At 59.6% G+C, this 22,090-nt stretch carries 27 protein-coding genes; 19 read left to right on the top strand and 8 right to left on the bottom strand.

Going from position 1 to position 22,090, the window contains the following annotated elements; genetic code table 11:
- Positions 1–40 precede the first annotated feature (40 nt).
- Positions 41–544 (bottom strand): CinA family protein, encoded by a 504-nt coding sequence (locus ACIP02_RS11240; RefSeq protein WP_400616268.1) that lies wholly within the window; start codon positions 542–544, stop codon positions 41–43.
- A 161-nt stretch (positions 545–705) separates the two neighbouring features.
- On the opposite strand from ACIP02_RS11240, the gene ACIP02_RS11235 reads away from it, so the two are divergent.
- A complete protein-coding gene (locus ACIP02_RS11235) occupies positions 706–867 on the top strand; it encodes a hypothetical protein (protein WP_400616266.1) in 162 nt (53 codons plus the stop codon).
- A gap of 295 nt (positions 868–1,162) precedes the next feature.
- Here ACIP02_RS11235 and ACIP02_RS11230 read toward each other — a convergent pair whose 3' ends face one another.
- The gene (locus ACIP02_RS11230) at positions 1,163–2,020 is read right to left on the bottom strand and encodes an SDR family oxidoreductase (RefSeq protein WP_400616264.1); all 858 of its coding nucleotides are present in this window, start codon (positions 2,018–2,020) and stop codon (positions 1,163–1,165) included.
- 195 nt (positions 2,021–2,215) lie between these two features.
- Between ACIP02_RS11230 and ACIP02_RS11225 the strand changes: the two genes are divergently transcribed.
- Positions 2,216–2,740 (top strand): hypothetical protein, encoded by a 525-nt coding sequence (locus ACIP02_RS11225; RefSeq protein ID WP_400616261.1) that lies wholly within the window; start codon positions 2,216–2,218, stop codon positions 2,738–2,740.
- A 55-nt stretch (positions 2,741–2,795) separates the two neighbouring features.
- Here ACIP02_RS11225 and ACIP02_RS11220 read toward each other — a convergent pair whose 3' ends face one another.
- Positions 2,796–3,335 carry a type 1 glutamine amidotransferase domain-containing protein gene (locus ACIP02_RS11220; RefSeq protein WP_400616259.1) on the bottom strand — a complete coding sequence of 180 codons (540 nt, stop codon included), beginning with the start codon at positions 3,333–3,335 and terminating at the stop codon, positions 2,796–2,798.
- A 223-nt stretch (positions 3,336–3,558) separates the two neighbouring features.
- On the opposite strand from ACIP02_RS11220, the gene ACIP02_RS11215 reads away from it, so the two are divergent.
- Genes ACIP02_RS11215 through ACIP02_RS11205 form a run of 3 tightly spaced genes read left to right on the top strand, consistent with a single transcriptional unit; the run spans position 3,559 to position 4,289 of the window.
- Complete coding sequence (locus tag ACIP02_RS11215) at positions 3,559–3,852, top strand: DUF6555 family protein (RefSeq protein ID WP_400616257.1); 294 nt, start codon at positions 3,559–3,561, stop codon at positions 3,850–3,852.
- 37 nt (positions 3,853–3,889) lie between these two features.
- Entirely contained in the window at positions 3,890–4,048 is a 159-nt protein-coding gene (locus tag ACIP02_RS11210) for a hypothetical protein (protein WP_400616255.1), read from the top strand.
- 16 nt (positions 4,049–4,064) lie between these two features.
- Positions 4,065–4,289, top strand: a complete 225-nt coding sequence (locus tag ACIP02_RS11205) for a DUF2188 domain-containing protein (protein WP_400616253.1) — start codon at positions 4,065–4,067, stop codon at positions 4,287–4,289.
- A 51-nt stretch (positions 4,290–4,340) separates the two neighbouring features.
- Here the strand turns inward: ACIP02_RS11205 and ACIP02_RS11200 are convergent, their stop codons facing one another.
- A complete protein-coding gene (locus tag ACIP02_RS11200) occupies positions 4,341–4,757 on the bottom strand; it encodes a low affinity iron permease family protein (RefSeq protein WP_400616251.1) in 417 nt (138 codons plus the stop codon).
- 162 nt (positions 4,758–4,919) lie between these two features.
- Between ACIP02_RS11200 and ACIP02_RS11195 the strand changes: the two genes are divergently transcribed.
- The 3 genes from ACIP02_RS11195 (at position 4,920) to ACIP02_RS11185 (ending at position 11,763) form a co-directional block, all read left to right on the top strand.
- Positions 4,920–6,266: a cation:proton antiporter gene (locus tag ACIP02_RS11195; RefSeq protein ID WP_400616249.1), complete on the top strand. Its 1,347-nt coding sequence runs from the start codon at positions 4,920–4,922 to the stop codon at positions 6,264–6,266.
- A gap of 55 nt (positions 6,267–6,321) precedes the next feature.
- A complete protein-coding gene (locus ACIP02_RS11190; protein WP_400616247.1) occupies positions 6,322–7,398 on the top strand; it encodes a M42 family peptidase in 1,077 nt (358 codons plus the stop codon).
- Positions 7,399–7,614: 216 nt separating this feature from the next.
- Positions 7,615–11,763: a CheR family methyltransferase gene (locus ACIP02_RS11185; protein WP_400616245.1), complete on the top strand. Its 4,149-nt coding sequence runs from the start codon at positions 7,615–7,617 to the stop codon at positions 11,761–11,763.
- Positions 11,764–11,854: 91 nt separating this feature from the next.
- On the opposite strand, the gene ACIP02_RS11180 is transcribed toward ACIP02_RS11185, so the two are convergent.
- A complete protein-coding gene (locus ACIP02_RS11180; RefSeq protein WP_400616243.1) occupies positions 11,855–12,088 on the bottom strand; it encodes a hypothetical protein in 234 nt (77 codons plus the stop codon).
- A gap of 143 nt (positions 12,089–12,231) precedes the next feature.
- Positions 12,232–13,026: an OBAP family protein gene (locus ACIP02_RS11175; protein ID WP_400616240.1), complete on the bottom strand. Its 795-nt coding sequence runs from the start codon at positions 13,024–13,026 to the stop codon at positions 12,232–12,234.
- A gap of 178 nt (positions 13,027–13,204) precedes the next feature.
- Here ACIP02_RS11175 and ACIP02_RS11170 point away from each other — a divergent pair, with 178 nt between their 5' ends.
- From ACIP02_RS11170 to ACIP02_RS11150, 5 genes are all read left to right on the top strand, one after another.
- Positions 13,205–13,714, top strand: coding sequence for a ferritin-like domain-containing protein (locus ACIP02_RS11170; protein WP_400616237.1), 510 nt, complete (start codon positions 13,205–13,207; stop codon positions 13,712–13,714).
- A gap of 188 nt (positions 13,715–13,902) precedes the next feature.
- On the top strand, positions 13,903–14,121 hold the full coding sequence (locus tag ACIP02_RS11165; protein WP_400616235.1) for a hypothetical protein: 219 nt from the start codon (positions 13,903–13,905) through the stop codon (positions 14,119–14,121).
- A 12-nt stretch (positions 14,122–14,133) separates the two neighbouring features.
- Positions 14,134–14,376 (top strand): hypothetical protein, encoded by a 243-nt coding sequence (locus ACIP02_RS11160; protein ID WP_400616233.1) that lies wholly within the window; start codon positions 14,134–14,136, stop codon positions 14,374–14,376.
- A 51-nt stretch (positions 14,377–14,427) separates the two neighbouring features.
- Positions 14,428–15,177 (top strand): gamma-glutamyl-gamma-aminobutyrate hydrolase family protein, encoded by a 750-nt coding sequence (locus ACIP02_RS11155; RefSeq protein WP_400616231.1) that lies wholly within the window; start codon positions 14,428–14,430, stop codon positions 15,175–15,177.
- A 769-nt stretch (positions 15,178–15,946) separates the two neighbouring features.
- Positions 15,947–16,243 carry a hypothetical protein gene (locus ACIP02_RS11150; protein WP_400616229.1) on the top strand — a complete coding sequence of 99 codons (297 nt, stop codon included), beginning with the start codon at positions 15,947–15,949 and terminating at the stop codon, positions 16,241–16,243.
- 6 nt (positions 16,244–16,249) lie between these two features.
- Here the strand turns inward: ACIP02_RS11150 and ACIP02_RS11145 are convergent, their stop codons facing one another.
- The gene (locus ACIP02_RS11145) at positions 16,250–16,393 is read right to left on the bottom strand and encodes a hypothetical protein (protein WP_400616227.1); all 144 of its coding nucleotides are present in this window, start codon (positions 16,391–16,393) and stop codon (positions 16,250–16,252) included.
- Between the two features lie 131 nt (positions 16,394–16,524).
- Here ACIP02_RS11145 and ACIP02_RS11140 point away from each other — a divergent pair, with 131 nt between their 5' ends.
- Positions 16,525–17,277 (top strand): DUF72 domain-containing protein, encoded by a 753-nt coding sequence (locus ACIP02_RS11140; RefSeq protein WP_400616452.1) that lies wholly within the window; start codon positions 16,525–16,527, stop codon positions 17,275–17,277.
- Here ACIP02_RS11140 and ACIP02_RS11135 read toward each other — a convergent pair.
- Positions 17,246–18,154, bottom strand: coding sequence for a LysR family transcriptional regulator (locus tag ACIP02_RS11135; RefSeq protein ID WP_400616224.1), 909 nt, complete (start codon positions 18,152–18,154; stop codon positions 17,246–17,248). The two genes, ACIP02_RS11140 and ACIP02_RS11135, sit on opposite strands and share 32 nt — an antisense overlap.
- A gap of 93 nt (positions 18,155–18,247) precedes the next feature.
- On the opposite strand from ACIP02_RS11135, the gene ACIP02_RS11130 reads away from it, so the two are divergent.
- Genes ACIP02_RS11130 through aroE form a run of 5 tightly spaced genes read left to right on the top strand, consistent with a single transcriptional unit; the run spans position 18,248 to position 22,086 of the window.
- The gene (locus tag ACIP02_RS11130) at positions 18,248–19,195 is read left to right on the top strand and encodes a ketopantoate reductase family protein (protein WP_400616221.1); all 948 of its coding nucleotides are present in this window, start codon (positions 18,248–18,250) and stop codon (positions 19,193–19,195) included.
- Complete coding sequence (locus ACIP02_RS11125; RefSeq protein ID WP_400616218.1) at positions 19,192–19,590, top strand: VOC family protein; 399 nt, start codon at positions 19,192–19,194, stop codon at positions 19,588–19,590. The genes ACIP02_RS11130 and ACIP02_RS11125 overlap by 4 nt, the downstream gene beginning before the upstream one ends.
- Positions 19,587–20,042, top strand: a complete 456-nt coding sequence (locus ACIP02_RS11120; RefSeq protein WP_400616216.1) for a MaoC family dehydratase — start codon at positions 19,587–19,589, stop codon at positions 20,040–20,042. The genes ACIP02_RS11125 and ACIP02_RS11120 overlap by 4 nt, the downstream gene beginning before the upstream one ends.
- Complete coding sequence (locus tag ACIP02_RS11115) at positions 20,039–21,271, top strand: CaiB/BaiF CoA transferase family protein (RefSeq protein ID WP_400616214.1); 1,233 nt, start codon at positions 20,039–20,041, stop codon at positions 21,269–21,271. The genes ACIP02_RS11120 and ACIP02_RS11115 overlap by 4 nt, the downstream gene beginning before the upstream one ends.
- Entirely contained in the window at positions 21,268–22,086 is an 819-nt protein-coding gene (gene aroE / locus ACIP02_RS11110; RefSeq protein WP_400616212.1) for a shikimate dehydrogenase, read from the top strand. Before ACIP02_RS11115 ends, aroE begins: the two co-directional genes overlap by 4 nt.
- Positions 22,087–22,090: the final 4 nt, after the last annotated feature.

Raw genomic sequence — 22,090 nt, 5'->3', positions numbered from 1 at the left:
ACGTCGGGACACCACCTCGTCTTCCGGCATTTGCTCGCCCTCAGGCCCGCTCACCTCGTAGCCAGCGTTGGTGATAGTGGGCAATGCGAGTCAGCCCAAAGAGCGCCCCTTGTCGCATCACCTCAGACCGCTCGCCGAAGAACCGTTGAGTGCGCGTGAAAACGGCTACGGGCTCACCGGCAAATGCCCAGGCGAAGCACAGGGTGCCAGGTGGAATACCGGATTCGGGAGCAGGACCCGCCACACCTGTGGTGGCAATCACGACGTTGGCATCACTGTCTCTCAAGGCACCCAAGGCCATTTCCCACGCCACCGCTTCGCTGGTGAGGCCATAGCGTTCGATGGTCTCGGCGCTGACACCCAGCAACCGTTTCTTGGCGCTGGGGGAGTAGACCACATAACCACTTTCCAACACCTCTCCAGTGCCGGGCTCCGCTGCCAGGAGCGCCACTATGCAGCCTGCAGTGCACGATTCCGCCGTTGTGAGGATCAACTTATTGTCTTTGAGATAGCCGAGCGCGGCCAGCACGGGTTCGTTTGTCATGGAGAATCGACTCGCGTGTTCTTGTGCAGTGGACGCGCTCCGTCGCTGATTGGTTCAGCACATCTTTGCCCGCCCGTCCTATGCAGCTCGGCCGGCGTGAACTTTGCGCTGGCTATGGATTCCCTTCTTCATCCGGACACAGCAATCTGCAGGAGAACATCATGAAAAGCGGACGCCATCAGCACAAGCCAGGCTCGCAAACGAAGTCAAACGGCGAGGAAGAGCGGGATAACGATGCACAACGTCCGGACGGCTCGTCCGGTACACCTCATGACTCTACGGCGCAAAAAACAGCCCGTGAGCACGACCAGCAAAAACGCTGAAACGGGTGCGAGCATCAGGCGTGAGGCTAATGTCGTGAATATCTCTTCTGGCCAGCGCTGGCCCTTGTAGGAGCGGCCTTGTGTCGCGATGGGCTGCGCAGCAGCCCCAGGGTTTCCGCGCAGATGCACTAATTACCGGGGCTGCTGCGCAGCCCATCGCGACGCAAGGCCGCTCCTACAGGTTCTATGCCTGCCTGGAGGTGATGCAGGCAAGGTGGGGCCTTGTGCCGCGAAGCGCCGCGCGGGCGGCGCTCGATCGCATAGGCGATGCTAAAGGCACGGTGAGCTTTTTTCCTCAAAGTATCGGTTTACCGCCGGTAACAGCATACCGTGACCCACTGATGTAGCTGGCCTCATCAGAGCCAAGCAGCACGTAGATAGGCGCGACCTCCACGGGCTGCCCGGGACGTCCCATGGGGTAGCTGGCGCCGAAGTTCTTGACAGCTTCATCGGGCATGGTAGCCGGTATCAAAGGCGTCCAGATGGGGCCAGGCGCAACGCTGTTGACCCGAATTCCCTTCTTGCCTAGCAACTGGGCCAAACCCGCCGTGAAGTTGGCAATGGCACCTTTGGTCGCGGCATAGGGCAACAGGCTTGGTGAAGGATCGTCGGAGTTGACCGAACTGGTGTTGATGATCGAGCTGCCTTTTGGCATGGAAGGCAGTGCCGCCTTGCAGATCCTGAAGATAGCGGTGATGTTGATATCGAAGGTTTTCACCCATTCATCGTCGTCGATCTCCTCCAGGGTTTCATGGGCCATCTGGAAGGCTGCGTTGTTGACCAGAATGTCGATGCGGCCGAACTGTTCGACGGTTTTCTCGACGATGTCATGGCAGTGTTGTTTCTGCGCCAGGTCGCCGGGCAACAGGAGGCATTGCTTACCCGCAGCTTCGACCCAGCGCGCGGTCTCCTGCGCGTCTTCATGCTCATTGAGGTAGGCGATGGCAACGTCAGCACCCTCGCGTGCATAGGCGATGGCAACCGCTCGCCCGATACCGCTGTCAGCACCGGTGATGAGCGCAACCTTGCCTTCCAGGCGGTTATGGCCGATATAAGACTCCTCACCGCAGTCTGGATAGGGCTCCATCTTGCGTTGTGAACCAGGGACGCTTTGCGGCTGTGAGGGAAAGGGCGGGGTAGGGAAGTCTCGCATGGTAGAAGCTCCTGCAGTTGAGAATACTCATAGCGTTTCGAAGCTTTGGATTGCTGTGCGTTGGGTTGGATGTGCACGTGGTGCGACGAGCGGTGCGGGGTCGAATGCAAATTGAATTTCGGGTTGCATCGTTTGTTCTACCGAACTGAACGCCTGGCGCTCTTTTCGCCGGGAGCCGCATTCCAGGAGTCACAAGTGCCTCGAATCATTACCCCCGGGACCCCGGAGCATGAAGTCAGCGAACATAACGCCAGGATGTTCGGCTCTCCTAAAGAACGCCTGGACTTCTACCGGCGGGAGATCCAGTACGAAACCAGCATTCTGGCCAATCGTACCGATGCCTACCTCGCAGCTCAGTCCTTTCTGGTCATTGCGTTTGTGTCCTCCATGGGCAACCTCAACCAGGGATGGGGCGAAATGTTTACGCTGATCGTGCCAGCGTTCCTCGCTTTGCTGGGTGTGCTCAGCTCGCTTAATGCCTGGCCTGGGATCCGAGCGGCGTACAACATCATTGATCACTGGCAACTGAAGCAAAGGCACTTGCTACAGAGCGAGCCCCTCATGGGGTTGGCTTACGATGAGTCGCCTTTGTTCAGCGAAGCTGAAACTTCCCGCGCCGGCCATCGAAAGTCACTGCTGTTTTCGCTACGCACACCTTGGATCTTCCTGGTGTTCTGGTTGCTGCTGGGATGCTATTCGGTGTACATCCAGTTGGCGTGAGAAGGCCTCATCGGGCGAAAATACGGCCCCCTGGAGGGGGCCAGAGAAGACAGGCTCAGCCAGCCAGAGCCCTGATCAATTGCTCATTGAAGGCAGGAATATCGTCCGGCTTGCGGCTGGTAATCAGGTTGCCGTCCACTACCACCTCTTCATCAACCCAGTCACCGCCAGCGTTGCGAATATCGTCCTGCAGCGATTTGTAACTGGTCATCCGCTTGCCCTTGGCCAGGCCGGTCGACACCAGCAGCCAGCCACCGTGGCAAATGACCGCCAATGGCTTGCCTGCCGAGTTATGGCTTTTCACCAGCTTCTGAGCGCCGGGTATCAGCCTGATGGTGTCGGAATTCTGTACGCCGCCAGGCAGCACAAGGGCGTCGTAAAGATCCAGGTGGGCACTGTCGAATGTTGCATCCACGGCGAATTCGTCGGCGGGCTTGTCATGGTTCCAGCCGCGCACAGTGCCTTCCTTGTCACCCAGGATGTCGACCACGGCGCCGTTTTTCTCCAAGGCTTCACGCGGGCCGGTCAGCTCTATCTGTTCAAAACCGTCGGTGACCAGAAAGGCCACACGTTTGCCGTTCAGTTGTGCACTCATTGTTGAATCTCCTTTCTTGATAGGCATAAAAGGGGAGGCCATCGATGGCGTGCGAAGTTCAAAGACGATGCTGCGAATTCCGAAAGGCGGACCATCGGGCAAGTCATCCTCATTCGCAGGTGTGCAGGCTTCTTTCACGTCGCATTTTGCCGCCTGGCTTTTCAATTGAATTTTTTTGCCCTCAACGCCTCACACACGCATGAGTAAAAAGGGAGAGGCTCACGTGGCAGCACAGCAACTGTACGTAATCGAATACACACTCCATGGTGAAGCGCGCACGTTCATCATCCGCCTGGAGAAAATGGACAATGCCCTTGCCTGGCATTGGGCAAGCTGTGACGCAGGGGTTGGCATCATTCCCAGATTTTGTCAGCAGAAAATCAAAATGGTCAGCAGGCCTATGGCCGAGCGCTACGGCATCGCGCAGGTGAAGTGGCGTTTGGCAGGAGATGGCCCAGCGTTCACGGCGCAGCCTGTAGCTGTCGAAACGTTTTCGGAGACCGGCGTGGGCGGTTAGCGGCCTGCAGCTGAATCAATTGCCTGGAGGCTTTGCTATGCAACCAAAAACTGAAGGTCTTGAAGAGCACGGCCCAAGTGGTGTGCCTTTTATCAACGATCCGGAAAAGCCAACCTCACCGCCTCTGAATGACGCGGATGCTACCGATGCGGCAGAGGCTGATGAAAACATAGAGGACGATGGTGAATCTCTCTGATAAAAAGGAGCACGTGATGGATAACTACCACCTCAACCCGACTTCCGATGGATGGGAATTGAAGAAAGAGGGCGCAGACCGGGCAACCAGGCGAGCTGCAACCAAACAGGAACTGGTTAGCGCGTTGCGGGACTTCTTTGACGGCAAAACCGCATCGGTAAAGATTCATAAAGCCGACGGTACTATCGAGGAGGAACGTACCTATCCACGCGCAGATGACCCGCGCCGTACAAAAGGTTGAACAGGGTTAGTGCTCGTGAACTCGGCTCGATGTCGCGAGCACTATCGGCCTTCATTTCAGCGGGTAATCACGCGCTTCATCCTCTCCCGGTTGATCGTCGGGCTTTCCGGGGTGAGCTTCGCACTGGCTGCCCATCGCTCGGTATTCCTTGCGTAGTTTATGAATTTGACGGTTGTCGAGCGCCTCCAGATCGAGTACCGATTGGTGTGCTGATTTAGTGGCCCTGATGAGCTCGTCCAGCTTCACATGAATGATGTCATTGTCACGATTCTGGGTGTTCTGAATAAGGAAAACCATCAGGAACGTGATTATGGTTGTCGACGTGTTGACGATGAGCTGCCAGGTGTCGTTGTAGTGAAACCAAGGCCCGGATGCTGCCCACATGGCAATCAACACGACCGCAATCAGGAATGAGCTCGGTTTGCCCGCGTGAGTGGATAACCATTGGCAAAACTGCGCGAATTTCATTTTCCATCTCCATCTTCATAGCGCTGTAAAGACTCTGACCACAGCGGAGCGCTGAAATCTTTTTTTACATTTCGTCAGCCTATGCGGCGAGCGGAACATGCCCAGCGGAACGACGTGAAGCGAGGAAACGTCAAACTTCATATTTCCCAGGCCTTTGCGCAAATGACCTTCATCGTCTGGTTCGCCATGCTGGGCGCAGTCTTGTTGCTACTCGCGCTCTTATCTTCCTACTTACGTTGGATACCCGTGACGTCCTCGGTGGTGTGCCTAGGTCTTGGCATAGCGCTAGGCTCGCCCGGGCTGAACTTCCTGCAGCTTGATGTCGCCCAGTCGAGCGCCTGGCTGGAGCATCTGACTGAAGTCGCCGTGTTGTTTTCGCTGTTCTTCAGCGGCTTGAAGTTGCGCCTGCCCTTGGGCAACCGCAGTTGGTGGGGCGCCTTTTACCTGGCGGGGCCAGTCATGGTGGTCTGCATCGCTGGAGTGGCACTGGTGGCGCATTACTGGCTGAGCCTGGGTTGGGGGTTATCGGTGACGATCGGCGCCATTCTCGCGCCTACCGACCCTGTCCTTGCCACCCTCGTACAGGTAGTCGATGCGCAGGACGACGACCCTGTCCGTTTCAGCTTGTCCGGTGAGGCTGGGCTGAATGACGGGGTGGCTTTTCCTTTCGTCCTTCTCGGGTTGTTCCTGCAACAGAACACAGGGCAGGCGTGGTTGAGCGATTGGTTACTCAAGGACATGTTGTGGGCAGTGGCTGCGGGCTTGCTCTGTGGCTACTGGATGGGGCGCGGCCTGGGCAAGCTCACGCTGTTTCTGCGCTTGCGCAATGACGACAGCACCGTGTCGCCCAATGACTACCTGGCCCTGGCGTTGATCGCGCTCGCCTATGTAGTCGCAGAGTCGATCCAGGCTTATGGGTTCCTGGCGGTCTTCGCCGCCGGGTTGGGCTTGCGCCAGGCTGAAGTGCAGACGTCCACCCGTCCGGATGATCCCGCTGCCGAGCACCTGGTGCAGCCGGTGGTGGGGCATCAGCACGTGGCACCCGAGTTGGCCGTGAAAGGGGATGTGGAAGGGCTCGAGGACTCCCAGGTTGCTGCAGGCATCATGTTGGGCGATATGCTGGCATTTGGCAGCCTGGTGGAACGGGCGCTGGAGGTCTTTCTGGTGACCTTGCTCGGCGTCGTGTTGATCGTGCACTGGGACTGGCGGGCAATGATCATTGCTGCAGCGCTGTTCTTGGTGATCCGGCCCCTAAGCGTTGTTTTCATACCGCTCGGGGGAATGCTGAATTCAAGACAGCGTGGGCTGCTGGGATGGTTCGGCATCCGCGGCATCGGTAGCTTCTATTACCTTTTCTATGCACTCAATCACGGCCTGCAGGCAGATTCTGCAGTGGAAATCACCAATCTCGTGCTGTCGGTTGTCGCATTGAGCATTTTGTTGCACGGCCTCAGCGTGCAACCCTTGCTTGCGCGTTATGAGGCGTGGAAGAGAGGCCCATGCAACTGAACGTGGGGCACCAGGCTTCGGTCAACCGCTAGCCATCAGGAAGGGAGGATGACCATTGGACATTGAGGCGTTGCTCACTGAGTTGCTGAACGCTCGTGGCCCAGGCGGCCAGGAAGATGAGGTGCGGGCCATCTGTCTGCGCGAGCTGAAAGAGGTCTGCGATGACACACACATCGACAGCGCCGGGAACGTGGTCGGCGTCATTCGTGCTTGCGGTGCCCGCGATCCTGACACAGCCATACGGGTCATGGCGCACCTTGATGAGATCGCAATGATCGTCAAGAACGTTCGCGATAACGGGACATTGGAGGTCTTGGCCCTGGGTGGGGCGCAGCCCATCAGTTTTGGTGTCTGCCCTGTCGATATCCTGGGCGATGAAAAGTGTCTGCCAGGGGTCTTGTCTTACGGCTCGATGCATAACAGCGGTCGAACTTCGAATGAGCGGGATGTCCTTGCCGGCAATGTTCAGTGGAAGGATGTCTACATCGTTACCCGCAAAGCCAAAGTCGAGCTCGAACAAGACGGCGTGCGGCCTGGCACGCGTGTAGTGCTCAGCCAGCATTGGCGCAAGCCCTTTTACGTTCATGACTGTGTCGCTGCTCATTTTCTCGACGACCGGGCGCCATTGACTGCTGTGATCCACTGCGCATGGCTGCTCCAGGCGCAAAAGAAAGCGCTGCAGCAAGACGTGTGGTTTGTCCTGACCACGTTGGAGGAGGAATCCAATGCTGGTGCGCTGTACGCCGCTTCCAGATTGCCAGGCGAAACCACCGTCGCGGTCGAAGTGGGGCCGGTGCTGGAAGAGTACGGTACGGAGCTGTCGGTCAACCCGATCATCAATACCGGCGATCAGAAAGGTTACTACAGCCGCCCTGTAGTGCAGGCTTTGATCGCAGCCACCCGGCGAGCAGGTTATGCCCCACAATCGGCACTGCTAGTTGATTTTGCCTCCGACGCGAGCGCGGTATTGAGCACAGGTATTGATGCTCAGGCGGGATGCATCGCGATTCCGACTGAAAACACTCACGGTTTCGAGATGGTACTTCTGGATGGCATTTCGGCGTGCGCCGCGACGCTGGTCGAGTATCTGACAAGCCCGGCGTCTGGCGGGCCAGACGGGAAAAAGGAATAGTCCCGTTCAACGCCATTAGCCACTTCGCACGGTGTTGGCACTATACTCTGGGGAACATGCTTTTCAGATCAACATGATGGCGTTAAGCAATCGTCTTTCAGCGCCTTCACTTGATCTCGCAGGCCAGTATCGCTTGGCATCACTAGAGCCAGAGCAGAACTGGACATCAGAGCGTGACTGCCAACGCTCAGATCACGAATTGAATCGGAATTCACGATGAAACCGACAACACCACGTCCTTCCTCGCTGCCGGAACGAGAAGGCATCCTGCCCAGCCACCTCCGGTTCCCGGTGGTTGGCATAGGTGCATCGGCGGGCGGCCTGGCTGCGCTGAAAACATTCTTCGAGCACATGCCCGCTGACAGCGGAATGTCGTTTGTCATTATTCTGCATTTGTCGCCAGACCACGAAAGCGTGGCCGACAAGATTATCCAGGCGTGTACGTCGATGCCTGTTTTGCAGGTAACGGACACCGCACCCATTGAGCAAAACAGCGTTTATGTAATCTCGCCCGCCAGCCAGCTGGCCATGAACGATGGCTATTTGAAAGTGATGGCAGCCAATCGCCCGGCCGGCAGCCATGTGGCTATCGACCTGTTTTTCCGCGATCTGGCTGACGTGCACAAGGAATTTGCTTACTGCCTGGTGCTGACCGGCACGGGCAGCGACGGCGCCGTGGGCCTGTCACGTATCAAGGAGCAGGGCGGCATCACCATTGTGCAGAGCCCGAATGATGCTGAATTCGACGGGATGCCCCTGGCGGCAATCGCGACCGGCATGGTCGACGCTGTGCTGCCGGTATCCGAGATACCCAACAAACTGCTCGAGCTGTGGCGTAACACGCGGGCGATCAAGATCCCCGCACCGCACGACATGAAGGTTGCGTCCGCTTACCCCGAACTTGAGCGCGAAGTCGCCGAGCGGGTTCTGCTGGATATTCTGTTACTGCTGCGAACCCGCACCGGGCACGATTTCAAGCACTACAAGCGGGCGACGGTACTGCGGCGTATCGAGCGGCGCCTGCAGGTAACGGCCCAGCCTGATTTGCCCGCGTACTACCAGTACCTCGAAAACACGCCCGAGGAAGCCAAGCAGTTGTTGGGGGACATGCTGATCGGCGTGACCAACTTCTTCCGAGACCGAGAGGCCTTCGAGGCGCTTGAGCGGCACGTGCTGAGCCCTTTGATGTCCACAAGCGATGACAAGGCTCGCCCCGATGAGGTGCGCATCTGGTCGGCTGGATGTTCGACAGGGGAGGAGGCATACAGCCTGACGATCCTGTGCACCGAGCACCAGAAGCTTGAGATCAACCCGGTCAAGGTCCAGGTGTTTGCCACGGATATCGACGAGCGCGCCATTGCGGTCGGCCGGACGGGCGCATACCCGGAAGCGATCATCACCGACGTGCCACCTACGCGCCTGCGGCAGTATTTCATGAAAGAAGGCGAGCACTACCGCGTCCGCAAGGAAGTGCGCGAGAAAGTCTTGTTTGCCAAGCACAGCCTGCTGTCCGACCCGCCATTCTCGCAAATCGACCTCATTGTCTGCCGCAACCTGCTCATCTACCTGGACCGCGACATCCAGCGTGAAATGCTACAGATGTTCCACTTTGCACTTAAGCCGGGTGGTTATCTGTTCATGGGCTCGTCCGAGTCGGCCGATGCCTGCCCAGACCTGTTCACACCGGTCGACAAGCGCAACCGGATTTTCCGGGCGCGAGCCGGCGCCAATATCAATCGCCGGGCGCCTTCCATGCCCCGTGGCGGCTTTGCGCTGTCCAGCCTTGCTGCGCCGCCGCCCATGCTGCCGCCCGCACGCAAATTTTCCTACGCCGATATCCATCAGCGGGCGATGGCCGAGCAGATGCCGCCGAGCATGATTGTCGACCCCAATGGCGACATCCTGCACATGAACGAGGGTGCTGGCAGATTCTTGCGTTACGTCACCGGGGAAGTGGGGCGAAACGTTCTGGTGCTGATCATGCCGCAGTTGCGCCTTGAGCTTCGCACCACGCTGTACCAGGCCCAGCAAAGCGGTAAAGCGACACTGTCCCGCAAGATCCGCGTGAACGACCCTGAAGGCGATTACCTGGTCGATATCACGGCGCGTCCTTTCAAGGACGAAGCCACCGATCAGGACGTGCGAACCATCGTGTTCAACGTCACGTCCATCGAACCGGGCTCCGACTTGCTCGACCTGGATTTGCAGACCGAAAACAAGGTGCTGGCCAGCCTCGAAAACGAGCTGCAGCGAACCAAGACCCACTTGCAGGAAACCATCGAGCAATCGGAGGTCTCGAGCGAAGAACTCAAGGCGTCCAACGAGGAAATGCAGGCCATCAACGAGGAGTTGCGCTCCGCGACCGAAGAGCTGGAAACCAGCAAGGAAGAACTTCAGTCGATAAACGAAGAGCTGCTAACCGTCAACTACGAGCTCAAGACCAAGGTCGAAGAAACCGACAAGATCAACGACTATCTGGCTAACCTCATTGCCTCTACGGATATCGCCACGGTGTTCGTTGACCGCAACATGCATATCCGCTGGTTCACGCCCCGCGCCAAGGAGATTTTCAGCATGTTGCCCGTGGATACCGGGCGCTCGCTGCTGGACATCACCCATCGCCTCAATTATCCGGAATTGGCCGAAGACGCGACGTCCGTTTACGAATCGCTGACCATGCTGGAGCGGGAAGTCAGTAGCGCCGATGGCCGCTGGTACATTGCCCGGCTCCTGCCGTACCGTTCCAGCGAAGACCATATCGATGGCACGGTGTTGACGTTCATCGACATCACCAAGCGCCGCGAGGCCGAAGAAGATCTGCGCCTGGGCCAGGAGCGCATGCGCCTGGTCGCCGAAAGCACCCACGATTTCGCCATTATCATCCTGGATGAGCACGGCAAGATCACGGACTGGAACACCGGGGCTCAGCTGATCTTTGGCTATACCGCTGAAGAAGTCATCGGCTCCTCCTACGCGCTGATTTTCTCCGCTGAAGATCGCAGCGCCGGTGTTCCGCAAAATGAGATGCGCAATGCCCGTGAGCATGGCCGCGGAGAGGATGAGCGTTGGCACGTGCGCAAGGACGGTAGCCGGTTCTTCTGCAGCGGGGAAATCGCCTTGCTCCGTGCCGAAAGCGCGCTGGGGTACGTGAAGATCGCGCGTGACCTGACGGGCCATAAACGGCTGCACGATGAGCAGAGCAAGAAGCTCGCCGAGACCCAAAGTACCATCCTCATGAAGGATGAGTTCTTTGCGGTCATGTCGCATGAACTCAAGCACCCGCTCAACCTGATTCAACTCAACGCAGAAATTCTCCGAAGGCTTCCCGCCGTTCGCAACACCGAGAATGCCAGCAAGGCGGTCGGTGCCATTGGCGAGGCTGTTACCAGCCAGGCGCGCATTATCGATGATTTGCTCGATGTGGCCCGCATTCGCACGGGCAAGCTGAAGTTGAAGACGCGTCTGCTCGACCTTGGCGCCATGCTGAGTGATATCCACGCTGTGATCACCGAAGAATATCCCGACGCAGAGATTTCGCTTGAGAAACCCAGCGCTGAGGCGCCGGCGATGATCATTGACGGCGATCCGACCCGCCTGGAACAAGTGATCTGGAACCTGCTGCAGAACGCGCTGAAATTCAGCGGGGAAGACGCCAAGGTACGTATTGTGCTCAGCAAGGCGGACAAGCATGCCAACATCGATATCATCGACAACGGTGTCGGGTTGCCTACTGCCGACCTTGAGAATGTGTTCGACTTGTTCAAGCAGGCCAAACCCAGACATGCCAGCCATCAACGAGACGGATTGGGCATTGGCCTCTCGCTGGTTCGCCAGCTGGTGCATGCGCATGGGGGCTCGGTAGTGGCCTGGTCTGCGGGTATTGGTCATGGGTGCAAGTTCAGTGTCTCGCTGCCGCTTTCCCAGGAGCAGATCAAAGAGCCGAAGGATGGGCATGAACCCGGCGAGCCCGAGGGGCGACTCAAGGGCCTCAAAGTGCTGCTGGTCGATGACTCGCCAGAAGTCCTGGGGGTGATGCGTATGCTGCTTGAAATGGAAAGTGCGCAGGTGAAAAGCTACAGCGATCCTGCCCAGGCACTCGAGCACTCACTCCAGGAGCGTTTCGATGTCATTCTTACCGACATCGGGATGCCAGAGATGGATGGTCATGAGCTGATCAGTGCCCTGCGAGCTGGCAAGGTTCATCAGTTCACGCCTGCCATTGCGTTGAGTGGTTATGGGGTGGCAACTGACCCCCACAAGCGCAAAGACATGCAGTTTGATCGGCATCTGACCAAACCTGTTCAGTACGACGACCTGGTCGGCACTATCGAGTCGCTATGTAGCGTCGCTTCTTCAGGCGGCTAAGGTTAGCCCTCAGCCCTGATTCCCTCTGGGCTGAGGGTCGCTTCATTTTCCCACGAGCCAGCCAATCTCTTGTTTCACCGATGCTAGAACGTCACTCGTGTTTTTCCAGCAGCCATGCCCACTCAGCGTTGCTGGGGTCGGCTGGCTTCTGCGCGTAGTTCAATGCTTTCAAGGCCTTGAATTGGAACTCCGCTCGGGTGCGCAGTTTCACAGCATCCGTACAACCGCTGTCTGATACCCCCCTGTCACAGGCTCGCAGGGCGCTCATTGCTTGGTTGCAGGCGTTAAGTTGTGCCGTTATCCGACTTGCGTCCGTGTTAGTCATGATCATGCCTCCCGTGTCCTACGCGGTTGGTTTCATTTCTGTCCACCCTAACAGTTGTCGGTCAAATTTCTCGCTCACCCGACGATTGTCCGACAGGCGGCTACGGCGCTACTGAGGTGCATCCCTACACGCTACAGGGGCAGTCAATCGCTTGAACGGCTGTTGGCAGCTGCCGGTGTTGAAGTGGCGGGTCGATGCAAATGAGCGCCTGTTGGGTCGATGATCTGGATAACATTGCCGTGCCGCCAAGCATCCGCCCTGGAATCAGCCGTAGGGACGGGGATGTCAGCTCGCTGAGCTTTGGTTTTTGCCGCGTCCACACCCAGGCGTCGATTGCGCTGGTCGATCATCGCTGCATCAGCCTGGCCATCTGCAGTGAAACCCATCATCAGCTGCGGAACGCCCACCGGTAGCGCTTTGTCTTGATCGGTGTGCCACGTGTGCCATGTCTTGCCATAGGTATGGGCAAGCCGTTTCATCAAGGCGTGCTCGGCAGGCGCGGGAATACCGGGGGCAATCAACTGCCCGGAAGACACTTCGTAGCCATGGCTGTGCCACAACGCTTTCTCCTTGGCCGGTAACCCGGTAAAGAGCCGCTTGTCGATGATGTACTCGACACCCATGATTTTCGCTTCCTTGGTATTGCCGTCGAAGATGACGCACTGAATGACATCGTCGTTGAGGATGGAGCAGTAGTGATGCGCCTCCATCTGCACGCCGGGATGGCCGTTATAGAAGTGGAAGCCGTCCAGGTAGGCGTTGATAGCCTCGATGGGCGGCTTGGCCTGCAGTGTCGCTGCCCCGGCTTCCAACAGCTGAGTCGTCGCTGATTCCGGCCTGCCGGGTGCCTTCACAGGCGACTTCGTTTCGGGAGCGGAACACGCCCACAGCAAAGAGCAGGCGAGGGTAAGGGTTATCGATCGAGATAGCTGTCGCATGGGAATGGCTCTGGCTGGTGTCCTCGAAAGACAGCCCGGACGCGCGATGCAAACAGCCCAACAGACGAATGGTCTGATTGCTACTTCGTAAAATACTCCCTTTCGTCGGTTCAACCGACTAAGGCACCGCTGAGCATTCTCTGAAGAAATACCTATCACTGGATGCGAGGTATTGAGAATGGCAAATCCAAAGGAAAACCTGCTCGACTGGCTGCGTGATGCCCACGCGATGGAGCAACAGGCTGAGAGCATGCTGAAAGGTCAGGCTGAGCGCTTGGAGCACTACCCTGAACTGAAAGGTCGAATTGTTCAGCATATCGAGGAGACGCAAGGGCAACAGCGTTTGCTGGTTGAATGCATCGAGCGTCTGGGCGGTAGCACATCAACCTTCAAGGATCTTGCGGGCAAGCTCATGGCTTTTGGGCAGGCTGTAGGCGGGATGACCATGAGCGACGAGGTGGTCAAAGGTGCCATGGCAGGGTACGTGTTCGAAAACCTGGAAATTGCGTCCTACACGGTGCTGATAGAGGCCGCTGAAGCGGTCGGCGACAGTGCGACTGCGCAAGCCTGTCGCTCGATCCTCAAGGAAGAAGTCGCCATGGCTGAATGGCTGAAGGAGCATTTGCCGGAAGTGACGCGTGCATTCCTGGCCCGGTCGGCCGACCCTGAGGCAGAAGCAAAGCGTTAAATGCGTCACCTGCGCCGGATGAGCTCCGGCGCGGGTTCCTTCCACAGCTGTTCACCTTTTCATCTTTTGCTCCAGCCGGCGTTGGCGCTGTGGCTACGCCATACGTCAAACGGGTGGAACGGATGCTACCGCGTCAGGCTCAACCCAATAGATTCGTTTCTTACTCCATCTGCCTGGGGACCTTCAAAATGGCCAGCTACCTGTACTTGATCAGCTACATCCTCGACAACCAGCCCGGGACTTGCGAGTTCCGCAGCCAGCAGGAGGACCTGAGCCGCGAAGCTGCGCGCGAATATTTGCAAGGCTTGCATCGAAACGAAGCGTCATCATTCACCGACGTACAGGTTCAGCGTCTAGAGCATGATCATGAGCCAGGCACATCGCCAGGACATTACCAGCAACCCTGACGGGCTATCGGCATGAACGCGGTTAGCGAACAGATAAGCCAGGAACAGCGCCGACTCGTTGCAATCAACAAGTGGTTTCTGCTTTATGACGACGTGAAACAACGATGTGATTGCCCGAGTACCCATCATGAAGAACTGCTTCGTCAAGCCGACGAGATGGACCGTCTTGGGCTGGTGGACTGGCGTGAATGGCGAGACCTGCGCAGGCTTGCAGATAGAGGCTTTCTCAAAGCCATTGCAGGTTGTGATAACTAGTGTAGCCATGCGCTCCGGCTGCAGCGACAACAGGCCTGGCAAGGGGGATAAATGTCACGGCTGCCAATAATCGGGGTGACGGCCTGTAGCTACAAGGTCGGCCCGCACGCAGTGCAATTGAATGATGACAAGAATGCGCGGGCGGTGGCCACTGCTGCCCATGGTTTGCCGTTGATTCTGCCAATGTTTCCAGAGCTCCTGAACATAGCAGACATAATCGAGGGCCTGGATGGGCTGCTGTTCACCGGTTCACCGTCCAATATCGAGCCTCACCATTACCATGGTCCGCCCAGCCCGCCGGGTACCCAAAAAGACGCCGCCCGTGATCACCTCACTCTGCCGCTGTGGCGTGCGGCAGTAAAAGCGGGGTTGCCCGTGCTCGGCGTGTGCCGGGGTTTTCAGGAGATGAATGTGGCTTTCGGCGGCACCCTCGTCCAGCAGCTCCATCAACCTGGCGTGGATCATGAGCCCCCGAGCAACGAACCTCTTGAAGACCAGTACGCACCCGCTCACAGGCTCACGGTGCGAGCAGGTGGGGTATTACAAGGGCTGGGGTTTCCCGAGGTAATCGAAGTCAACTCGGTACATGGGCAAGGTATAGAGCGGGTCGGCGAAGGTTTGCGCATCGAGGCTGTGGCAACGGATGGCCTCGTTGAAGCATTGTCGGTGGAAGGAAGTCGCTCATTTGCCCTCGGCGTGCAGTGGCATCCGGAGTGGCAAGTGATGTTCTATCCACAATACCGTGCGATCTTCGAGGCGTTCGGAGCCGCCTGCCGAGTGCGGGCGGCATACCGGCAATAAGCGTCTACCGGTCTGTCGTGAATCCGTAGATAGGAAAAGATCAAGCCACAGTATGGCCCGCTGTGGACGTGGCACACCGCCGCGTCCACAGGTATGGCGTCAGCTTTGCGCGGGGCAGCCGGTATCAACCTCCGGACCCACCGCTGCCCGAGCCACCACCGCCAGCGCCACTTCCGGTTCCGCTACCAGTGCCGGACCCTGTACCTGAACCCGAACCGTTGCCCGTGCCAGTCCCCGTACCGCCACTTCCCGATCCGTCCATCCCGGGAGCACTGCCCGAGCCGTTGGTAGTGCCGTCGCCACCGGTATTGTCGGTGCCATTGCTGCCGGTACCGCTAGATCCGCTACCTATGCCATCACCCGGTGTTCCAGACCCGCTGGCTCCACCGTTCATTTGGCCATCTTCTTGCGTTTGCGTGCCAGGAGCGCGTTGATCGTTCATGTTGGTAGCCGACAGCACGATGGGTGCGTTTAGACCCAGGCACAGCGCCAACAGCCAGGTATGAGGCTTCATTATCTTCATGTTGAATCTCCTTTTTCGCGGTGTTCGCCTTGTGTTCGGCCAACGGCGGCCTGGGCCGTGCAATGCCGTCGACGGACGGGCCTACCGTTCAGACGCTTCTGATTTTCAGGCCCTTACGGCCTGCCCTCGGTTGTACAAATTCCGCGTTTCGTACAGCTAGGCCGGCTGTCTGAAGGTCCTGATTCATTTCGACCGGCACGGCGGATCGGGTGATCTACCGTCGACAACATCGGCGAGGGCAGACACATGAAACGAAGAGGCAAGACCTACAGGCAATGGCGCGACCCGATCCTGCATCATCAGACTCATGAAGAGACCCTCGACGACGGCACCTGCCTGGAAGTGCAGACGCGCCTTTCGCGCACCGGTGCGACGCAGTTGTTCATCGGTGTGTACCGTGCTGACGGGACGGTGCTATGTGAGCGGGCCTACGCCCAGCGCGCCGGTGAAAGCATGAGCCGGGCGCTGGTGTGGGGGGTGGGGTATGCCAGGCGAGTGGCGGTGGAAGGTACAGCGAGCCGCGCCGAGCCTGCGAGCAACTGACCTGCATCAGCCGTCGGACTGTTCCTCAGGTGGAACCTGGCCATCAGGCCAGTCCGGCGCCTCTTGTTCCGTGTCAGGTGCAGGCACAGGCTCGCCCGGGTTATGCGGCACTTCGTCAACGTAAGGGTCGGGGTGGTTAGGGTCAATCATGTCAAGTCCTCCAGGGTGATTACCCGGTTTAGGTCGCGCTGTTGCGGTGGCTGTTCCATGCGAATGCCAACTGAACGATGACCGGCGCTGACGACTCCATTGCAGCAACAGCGTGCTTTTGGAGTGCCATGATGATTCACCTGGGGTGCGCGGGGTGGAGCTTGTCCCGCCAGTACGCCGATGAGTTCCTGCAACCGGGTAGCCACCTGCAGCGCTATGCAGGCCGGCTTGATGCCGTCGAGATCAACAGCGCCTTTTACCGGCCGCACCGGCCCGCGACCTATGCCCGTTGGGCGGCGTCGGTACCGGAGCATTTTCGCTTTTCCGTCAAACTGCCCAGGGTCATCACCCACGAGCTGCGCCTGGAAAATTGTGAGGTTGCGCTTGATGCGTTTCTTGGCCAAATCCAGCACTTGGGTTACCGCCTGGGTTGCCTGCTGGTACAGCTGCCTCCATCACTCGCCCATGATGCCCGCCGTGATCGGTACTTTTTTGAAGCCCTTCGCCGACGCCATGCCGGCCCGGTGGCGGTTGAGCCCAGGCACGCCAGTTGGCAAGCGGCGGGGTCAATGCTGACTGACTTGTGCATTGCCCAGGTCGCAGCGAGCCCTTCACGTTTCGCTGCCGATGCGCAACCCGCTGGCTGGCCTGGGTTGGTCTACTGGCGTCTGCACGGTGTGCCGCGGATCTATCACAGCGAGTATTCGCAACAGTGCCTGCTACAGCTGGCTGAACGGCTGCAGTGCAGCCACGGCGCAGGTGCAGAAACCTGGTGCATCTTCGACAACACGGCCTCCGGTGCAGCACTGGGCAACGCGCTGGCGCTTCGACGATGGGCCAGCGCAACGTACCCTAGCTTGCTGGATGAAACAATTCACGAATGACTTCCCTCAACCACCGGTTCCCACTGTCCTGATGATAGCGGGCATGCCAATGCTGTTTGACTGTGAACCCTTCCACTTCAAACGGGCAGTCATGCACCCTTAACCCATGCATGTCAGCCAGTGTCTGCCCGATATGTCGCGGCAAGGTGGCCAGCAGATCCGTCGTCCCGATTATCATCCCCAACCCGAGAAACGCCGGCAGCTCCAGCATGATCCGCCGTTCGATCCCGGCACGTGCCAATCCTGCCTCCAGCAATTTCTGCCCAGTGCCGAAACTGATCTGCACATGCCCCTCGGCGCGGTAGCGCGGCAAGCTCATGCCGTTGCCCAGGCGCGGATGCTGCGCGTTGCTCAGGCATACCCAGTCCTGCTCGAACAGCATCTGCTGGTACATCCCCCCACCCATCCAAGGCACGAAGCCAATGGCCAGGTCCGCTTCGCCTGATTCCAGTGCGCGTTCGGTATTGCCATCGATCCGCGCCGCCTCCAGGCGGATACCCGGCGCATGGCTGCGCAGGTGGTTGAGGATACTCGGCAGCAGGGTGATATGGCTGGCATCACTGACACATAGGCGAAAACGCCGCTGCGCCGTGGCTGCCATGAACTGCGGCTCCCATGCCGTTAGCCTGCGCAAGGACTCCAGCACCTCGCGGCACGGTCCGATCAGTTGATCGGCCCGTGGCGTAGGGGCCATGCCCCCAGGCGTGCGCACGAACAACGGGTCGCTCAGCTGCTCGCGCAGGCGCGCCAGCCAAATGCTGATGGTCGGCTGGCTCTGCCCCAGTTGGTCGGCCGCGCGGGTCACACTGCGGCAGTGGTACAGCACGTCGAACAGTTGCAGAAGCTTAGGTTCGGGCAGAGCCTCCAAGGCATGCATTATTGCAAATCTCAATAGTTGTATTGAGGTCATTGTATAGCCCAAATAACCCTCGCTGCATAAGGTAGTCGCAAACCACAGGAGGTCTGCGACGTGAAAATCTGCATTCTGGGCGCCGGTGCCTTGGGTTGTGCCATTGGTGCGGCCCTGAGCGAGGCGGGGCATGAAACCTGGCTGTTGAACCGTGGCCGCGCCCACGTCGAGGCAATGAACCTGTATGGGTTGCAGGTGCATGACGAGCGTGGCGAGCGCAAGGTGCGGGTCAATGCGGCCATCGACGCCGAAGACGTGGGTGTGGCCGACCTGGTGGTGGTGCTGGTCAAGTCGTTCCACACTGGCGAAGCCATCGCTGGCGCAGCTGCACTGGTCGGGCCGCAGACGCTTGTGCTGTCGCTGCAGAACGGCTTGGGCCACGAGGACATCCTGGCCGAGGCGGTGGGGCGTGAGCGGGTGCTGGCCGGCAAGACCTACGTCGGCGGCGTGCTGTTGGCGCCGGGCTCGATCCGCGCCGGTGTGGCGGGCAAGCAGACCTTCATCGGCGAACTCGATGGCCAGTTGACGCCACGTGTACAAGCTATCGCCGATGCGTTCAATGCCGCCGGGCTGGCCACCACGGTCAGCGACAACATCCTTGGCACCATGTGGGACAAGTTGCTGGTCAATGTCGCCACCGGCGCGCTGAGCGGTATCACGATGCTCAGCTACGGCCAGCTGTACAGCGAACCGCTGCTGGAAAGCACTGCCAAGGCAGCCGTGGCCGAAGCCATTGCCGTGGCCAAACGCGCCGGTATCCGCCTTGGCCTGAGCAGCCCCGAGGCCGCCTGGGCCCTGGCCGCCGAGGGCCTGCCGGCGAGTTTCCGCACCTCGATGCTACAGAGCCTGGAAAAGGGCTCGATCACCGAAATCGACTTCATCAACGGCTCCGTCGTGCGCTGGGGCCAGCGCCATGGCGTGGCCACACCGGTCAACGCGACCTTGGTGGCCTGCATCAAGGGCATCGAGCGCGCCATGGCAGATCACCAGAAGAAGGAAACCCCATGAGCCAGCCAAAAGCCTACCTCGAACACGTGGCGTTCTGGGTGCAGGACATCCAGTGGCATATCCGCTTTTTCAGCGAAGTATGTGGTATGACCATGCGTGAAGTGCAAGGCGACGTCGAGCAACCGGTGCAGTACTGGACCCTCGGTGGCCTGCAGTTCATCCATCAGCCGGACTTCGCCGGGCCGGAAGGCCGCATGGCGCACCTGGGCATCATGTGCGAGGACCTGGAAGCTGCGCTGGCCGCCGCCCAGCGCTTCGGCGTCAGCGAAATGCCCCAAGGCCGCAACTGGCTGCGTCTCCCCGATGGCCTGGCGGTCGAGTTCATCCAGGCGCTGCCGGCCAAATGCGTGACCCAGGCACTGGCCATCGACCCGCGGGCGGAGGTGCAGGCATGAGCGTGATTGAAAAGTATTGGGACGATGCCCGTGAAGGAGACGAGTGCATCAGCCCCACTTACACGGTCACGCGCGAACGTATCCTGGCTTACGCCGACCTCACCGGTGACCACACCCCGGTGCACGTCGACGAGGAATACGCCAACGCCAGCCACTTCGGCTGCCTGGTTGCCCATGGCCTGTTCGGCCTGTCGATCGCCGATGGCCTGAAGACCCAATGCGAGTACCGCTTTCTGCCGGGCATGTCGCTGGGCTGGACCTGGGACTTCGTACTGCCGATCAAGGTCAACGATGTGCTCCATGTGCGCATGCGCGTTGGCGCAATGCGCCCGAGCAATAGCCGACGTGGTTGGGGCATCGTGGTGTTGCCATCGGAACTGATCAACCAGCACGGCGAAGTCGTGCAACGTGGCGAGCATCGGCTGATGGTGCCGCGGAGGGTAGAAGCATGAGCCAGGCATTACCCTTGGCGGGTATCCGCGTCATCGACTACAGCCACTTCCTCGCTGGCCCCTATGTCGGGCGCTGTCTGGCGGCGCTGGGCGCCGAGGTGATCAAGGTCGAGCGGCCGGGCAGCGGCGACGCGGGGCGGCAGCATGCCTACACCCTGGACGACCAGCAGAGTGGTTATTTCCTGCAGTTGAACATGGGCAAGCAGGGCGTCAGCGTGAACATGAAGGACCCGCGCGGTAAAGCCTTCATGCAGCGCCTGACCGACTCGGCCGACGTGTTCATCGAAAACTACCGCCCCGGCGCCCTGCACAAGCTGGGCCTGGGCTATGCCGAGCTGGCGGCGCGTAATCCGCGCCTGGTGTACTGCTCGATTTCTGCCTACGGCCACACCGGGCCGGACGCCCACCGCGCCGGCTTCGGCCTGATCGCCGAGGCGAAGAGCGGGATCATGCAGATGGTCGGCGTACCGGGCGAGGCGCCGCCGCTGCTGCGTATTTCCCTGGGCGACATGTACACCGGTATTCACGCGGTGGCGGCAATCAATGCCGCGTTGCTCGGCCGGGTCAGCAGTGGCCGCGGCCAGCACATCGACATGGCTTTGTACGACACGCTGGTGTCGATGCACGAATACGCAGTGCAGTGCTACACCCTGTCGGGCGGCACGGTGCTGCCGCAGCAGAGCGGCCACGACATGCCCACCTCGACCCTGTACGGCGTGTTCCGCGCCGCCGATGGCGACCTGGTGATCGCCGCCCAGGTCGACGACGCCTGGCAACGGTTTGCCACCCTGCTCGAAACCCATGGCGGTCCACCCGGTTTTGGCAGCGACCGCCGCTACCATAGCCTCAACGGCCGCAACGCCCACCGCGAGGCGATCCTGGCGGTGGTCCGCGACTGGGTCGGTGCACGTCGCGTAGCCGATATCCTGGCGCTGCTCGACGGCATCGACATCCCCAGCGCCAAAGTGCAGCGCATCGACGAGGTGCTGGCCGACCCGCAGATCCAGGCACGCAACATGGTCATCGAACAGCAGCACCCGCGCTACGGTACCTTGCGTTTGCCCAACCTGCCGTTCCGCTTTTCCGACTGCGACACCACGATCCACCAAGTGGCACCGGACCTCGGCCAGCACAATGCAGAAGTGGCCGCCGGGCTTGGCTTCAGCCCTGAAGAAATCACCGCGATGCAGGCAGACGGTGTGCTGTTCACCCACGGAGATGCACGATGAGCGACCGCTATGCAGTGATCGGCCGGCCGATCAACCACACCAAGTCCCCTCTGATTCATGGCCTGTTCGCCCAGGCCAGCAGGCAGCAGCTGGAATATGGCGCGATCGAAGGCTCGCTGGACGACTTCGAGACACAGGTGCTTCAGTTCCGCAGTGAAGGCGGGCTGGGCATGAACATCACCGCGCCGTTCAAACTGCGCGCCTTCGAACTGGCCGACCGGCGCAGCGAGCGCGCCCAGCTGGCCCGGGCAGCCAATGCATTGAAGTTCGAGGACGGCCGTATCGTGGCCGAGAACTTCGATGGTATCGGCCTGCTGCGGGACATCGAAGAGAACCTCGGCGAGCCGCTGCGCAACCGTCGTGTGCTGATGCTGGGGGCCGGTGGCGCGGTGCGCGGTGCTCTGCTGCCGTTCCTCCAGGCAGGGCCGTGCGAACTGGTGATCGCCAATCGTGACATGGCCAAGGCATTGACGCTGCGCAACGAGCTCGACCACCCGCGCCTGCGCATCAGCCGCTATGAGGAACTGCAAGGGCAGTCGTTCGACATTGTGGTCAACGCTACCTCCGCAAGCCTGACCGGGGAATTGCCACCGTTACCCGGCAGCGTACTGGGCGACACTCGCCTGGCTTACGAACTGGCCTATGGCAAAGGCCTCACACCGTTCCTGCGCCTTGCCAATGAGCAGGGGGTGGCGCGCCTGGCCGATGGTGTCGGCATGCTGGTAGAGCAGGCGGCGGAGGCATTTGCCTGGTGGCGCGGGGTGCGGCCCGAGACACGGGCGGTGATCGATCAACTGACGATCCCCCTGGAGTAGTGCC

Source organism: Pseudomonas sp. NPDC089408 (assembly GCF_044749445.1).
Taxonomy (GTDB): Bacteria; Pseudomonadota; Gammaproteobacteria; order Pseudomonadales; family Pseudomonadaceae; genus Aquipseudomonas.
The sequence above is the reverse complement of the archived record's forward strand: the minus strand, read 5'-3'. Positions and strand labels throughout refer to the sequence as shown.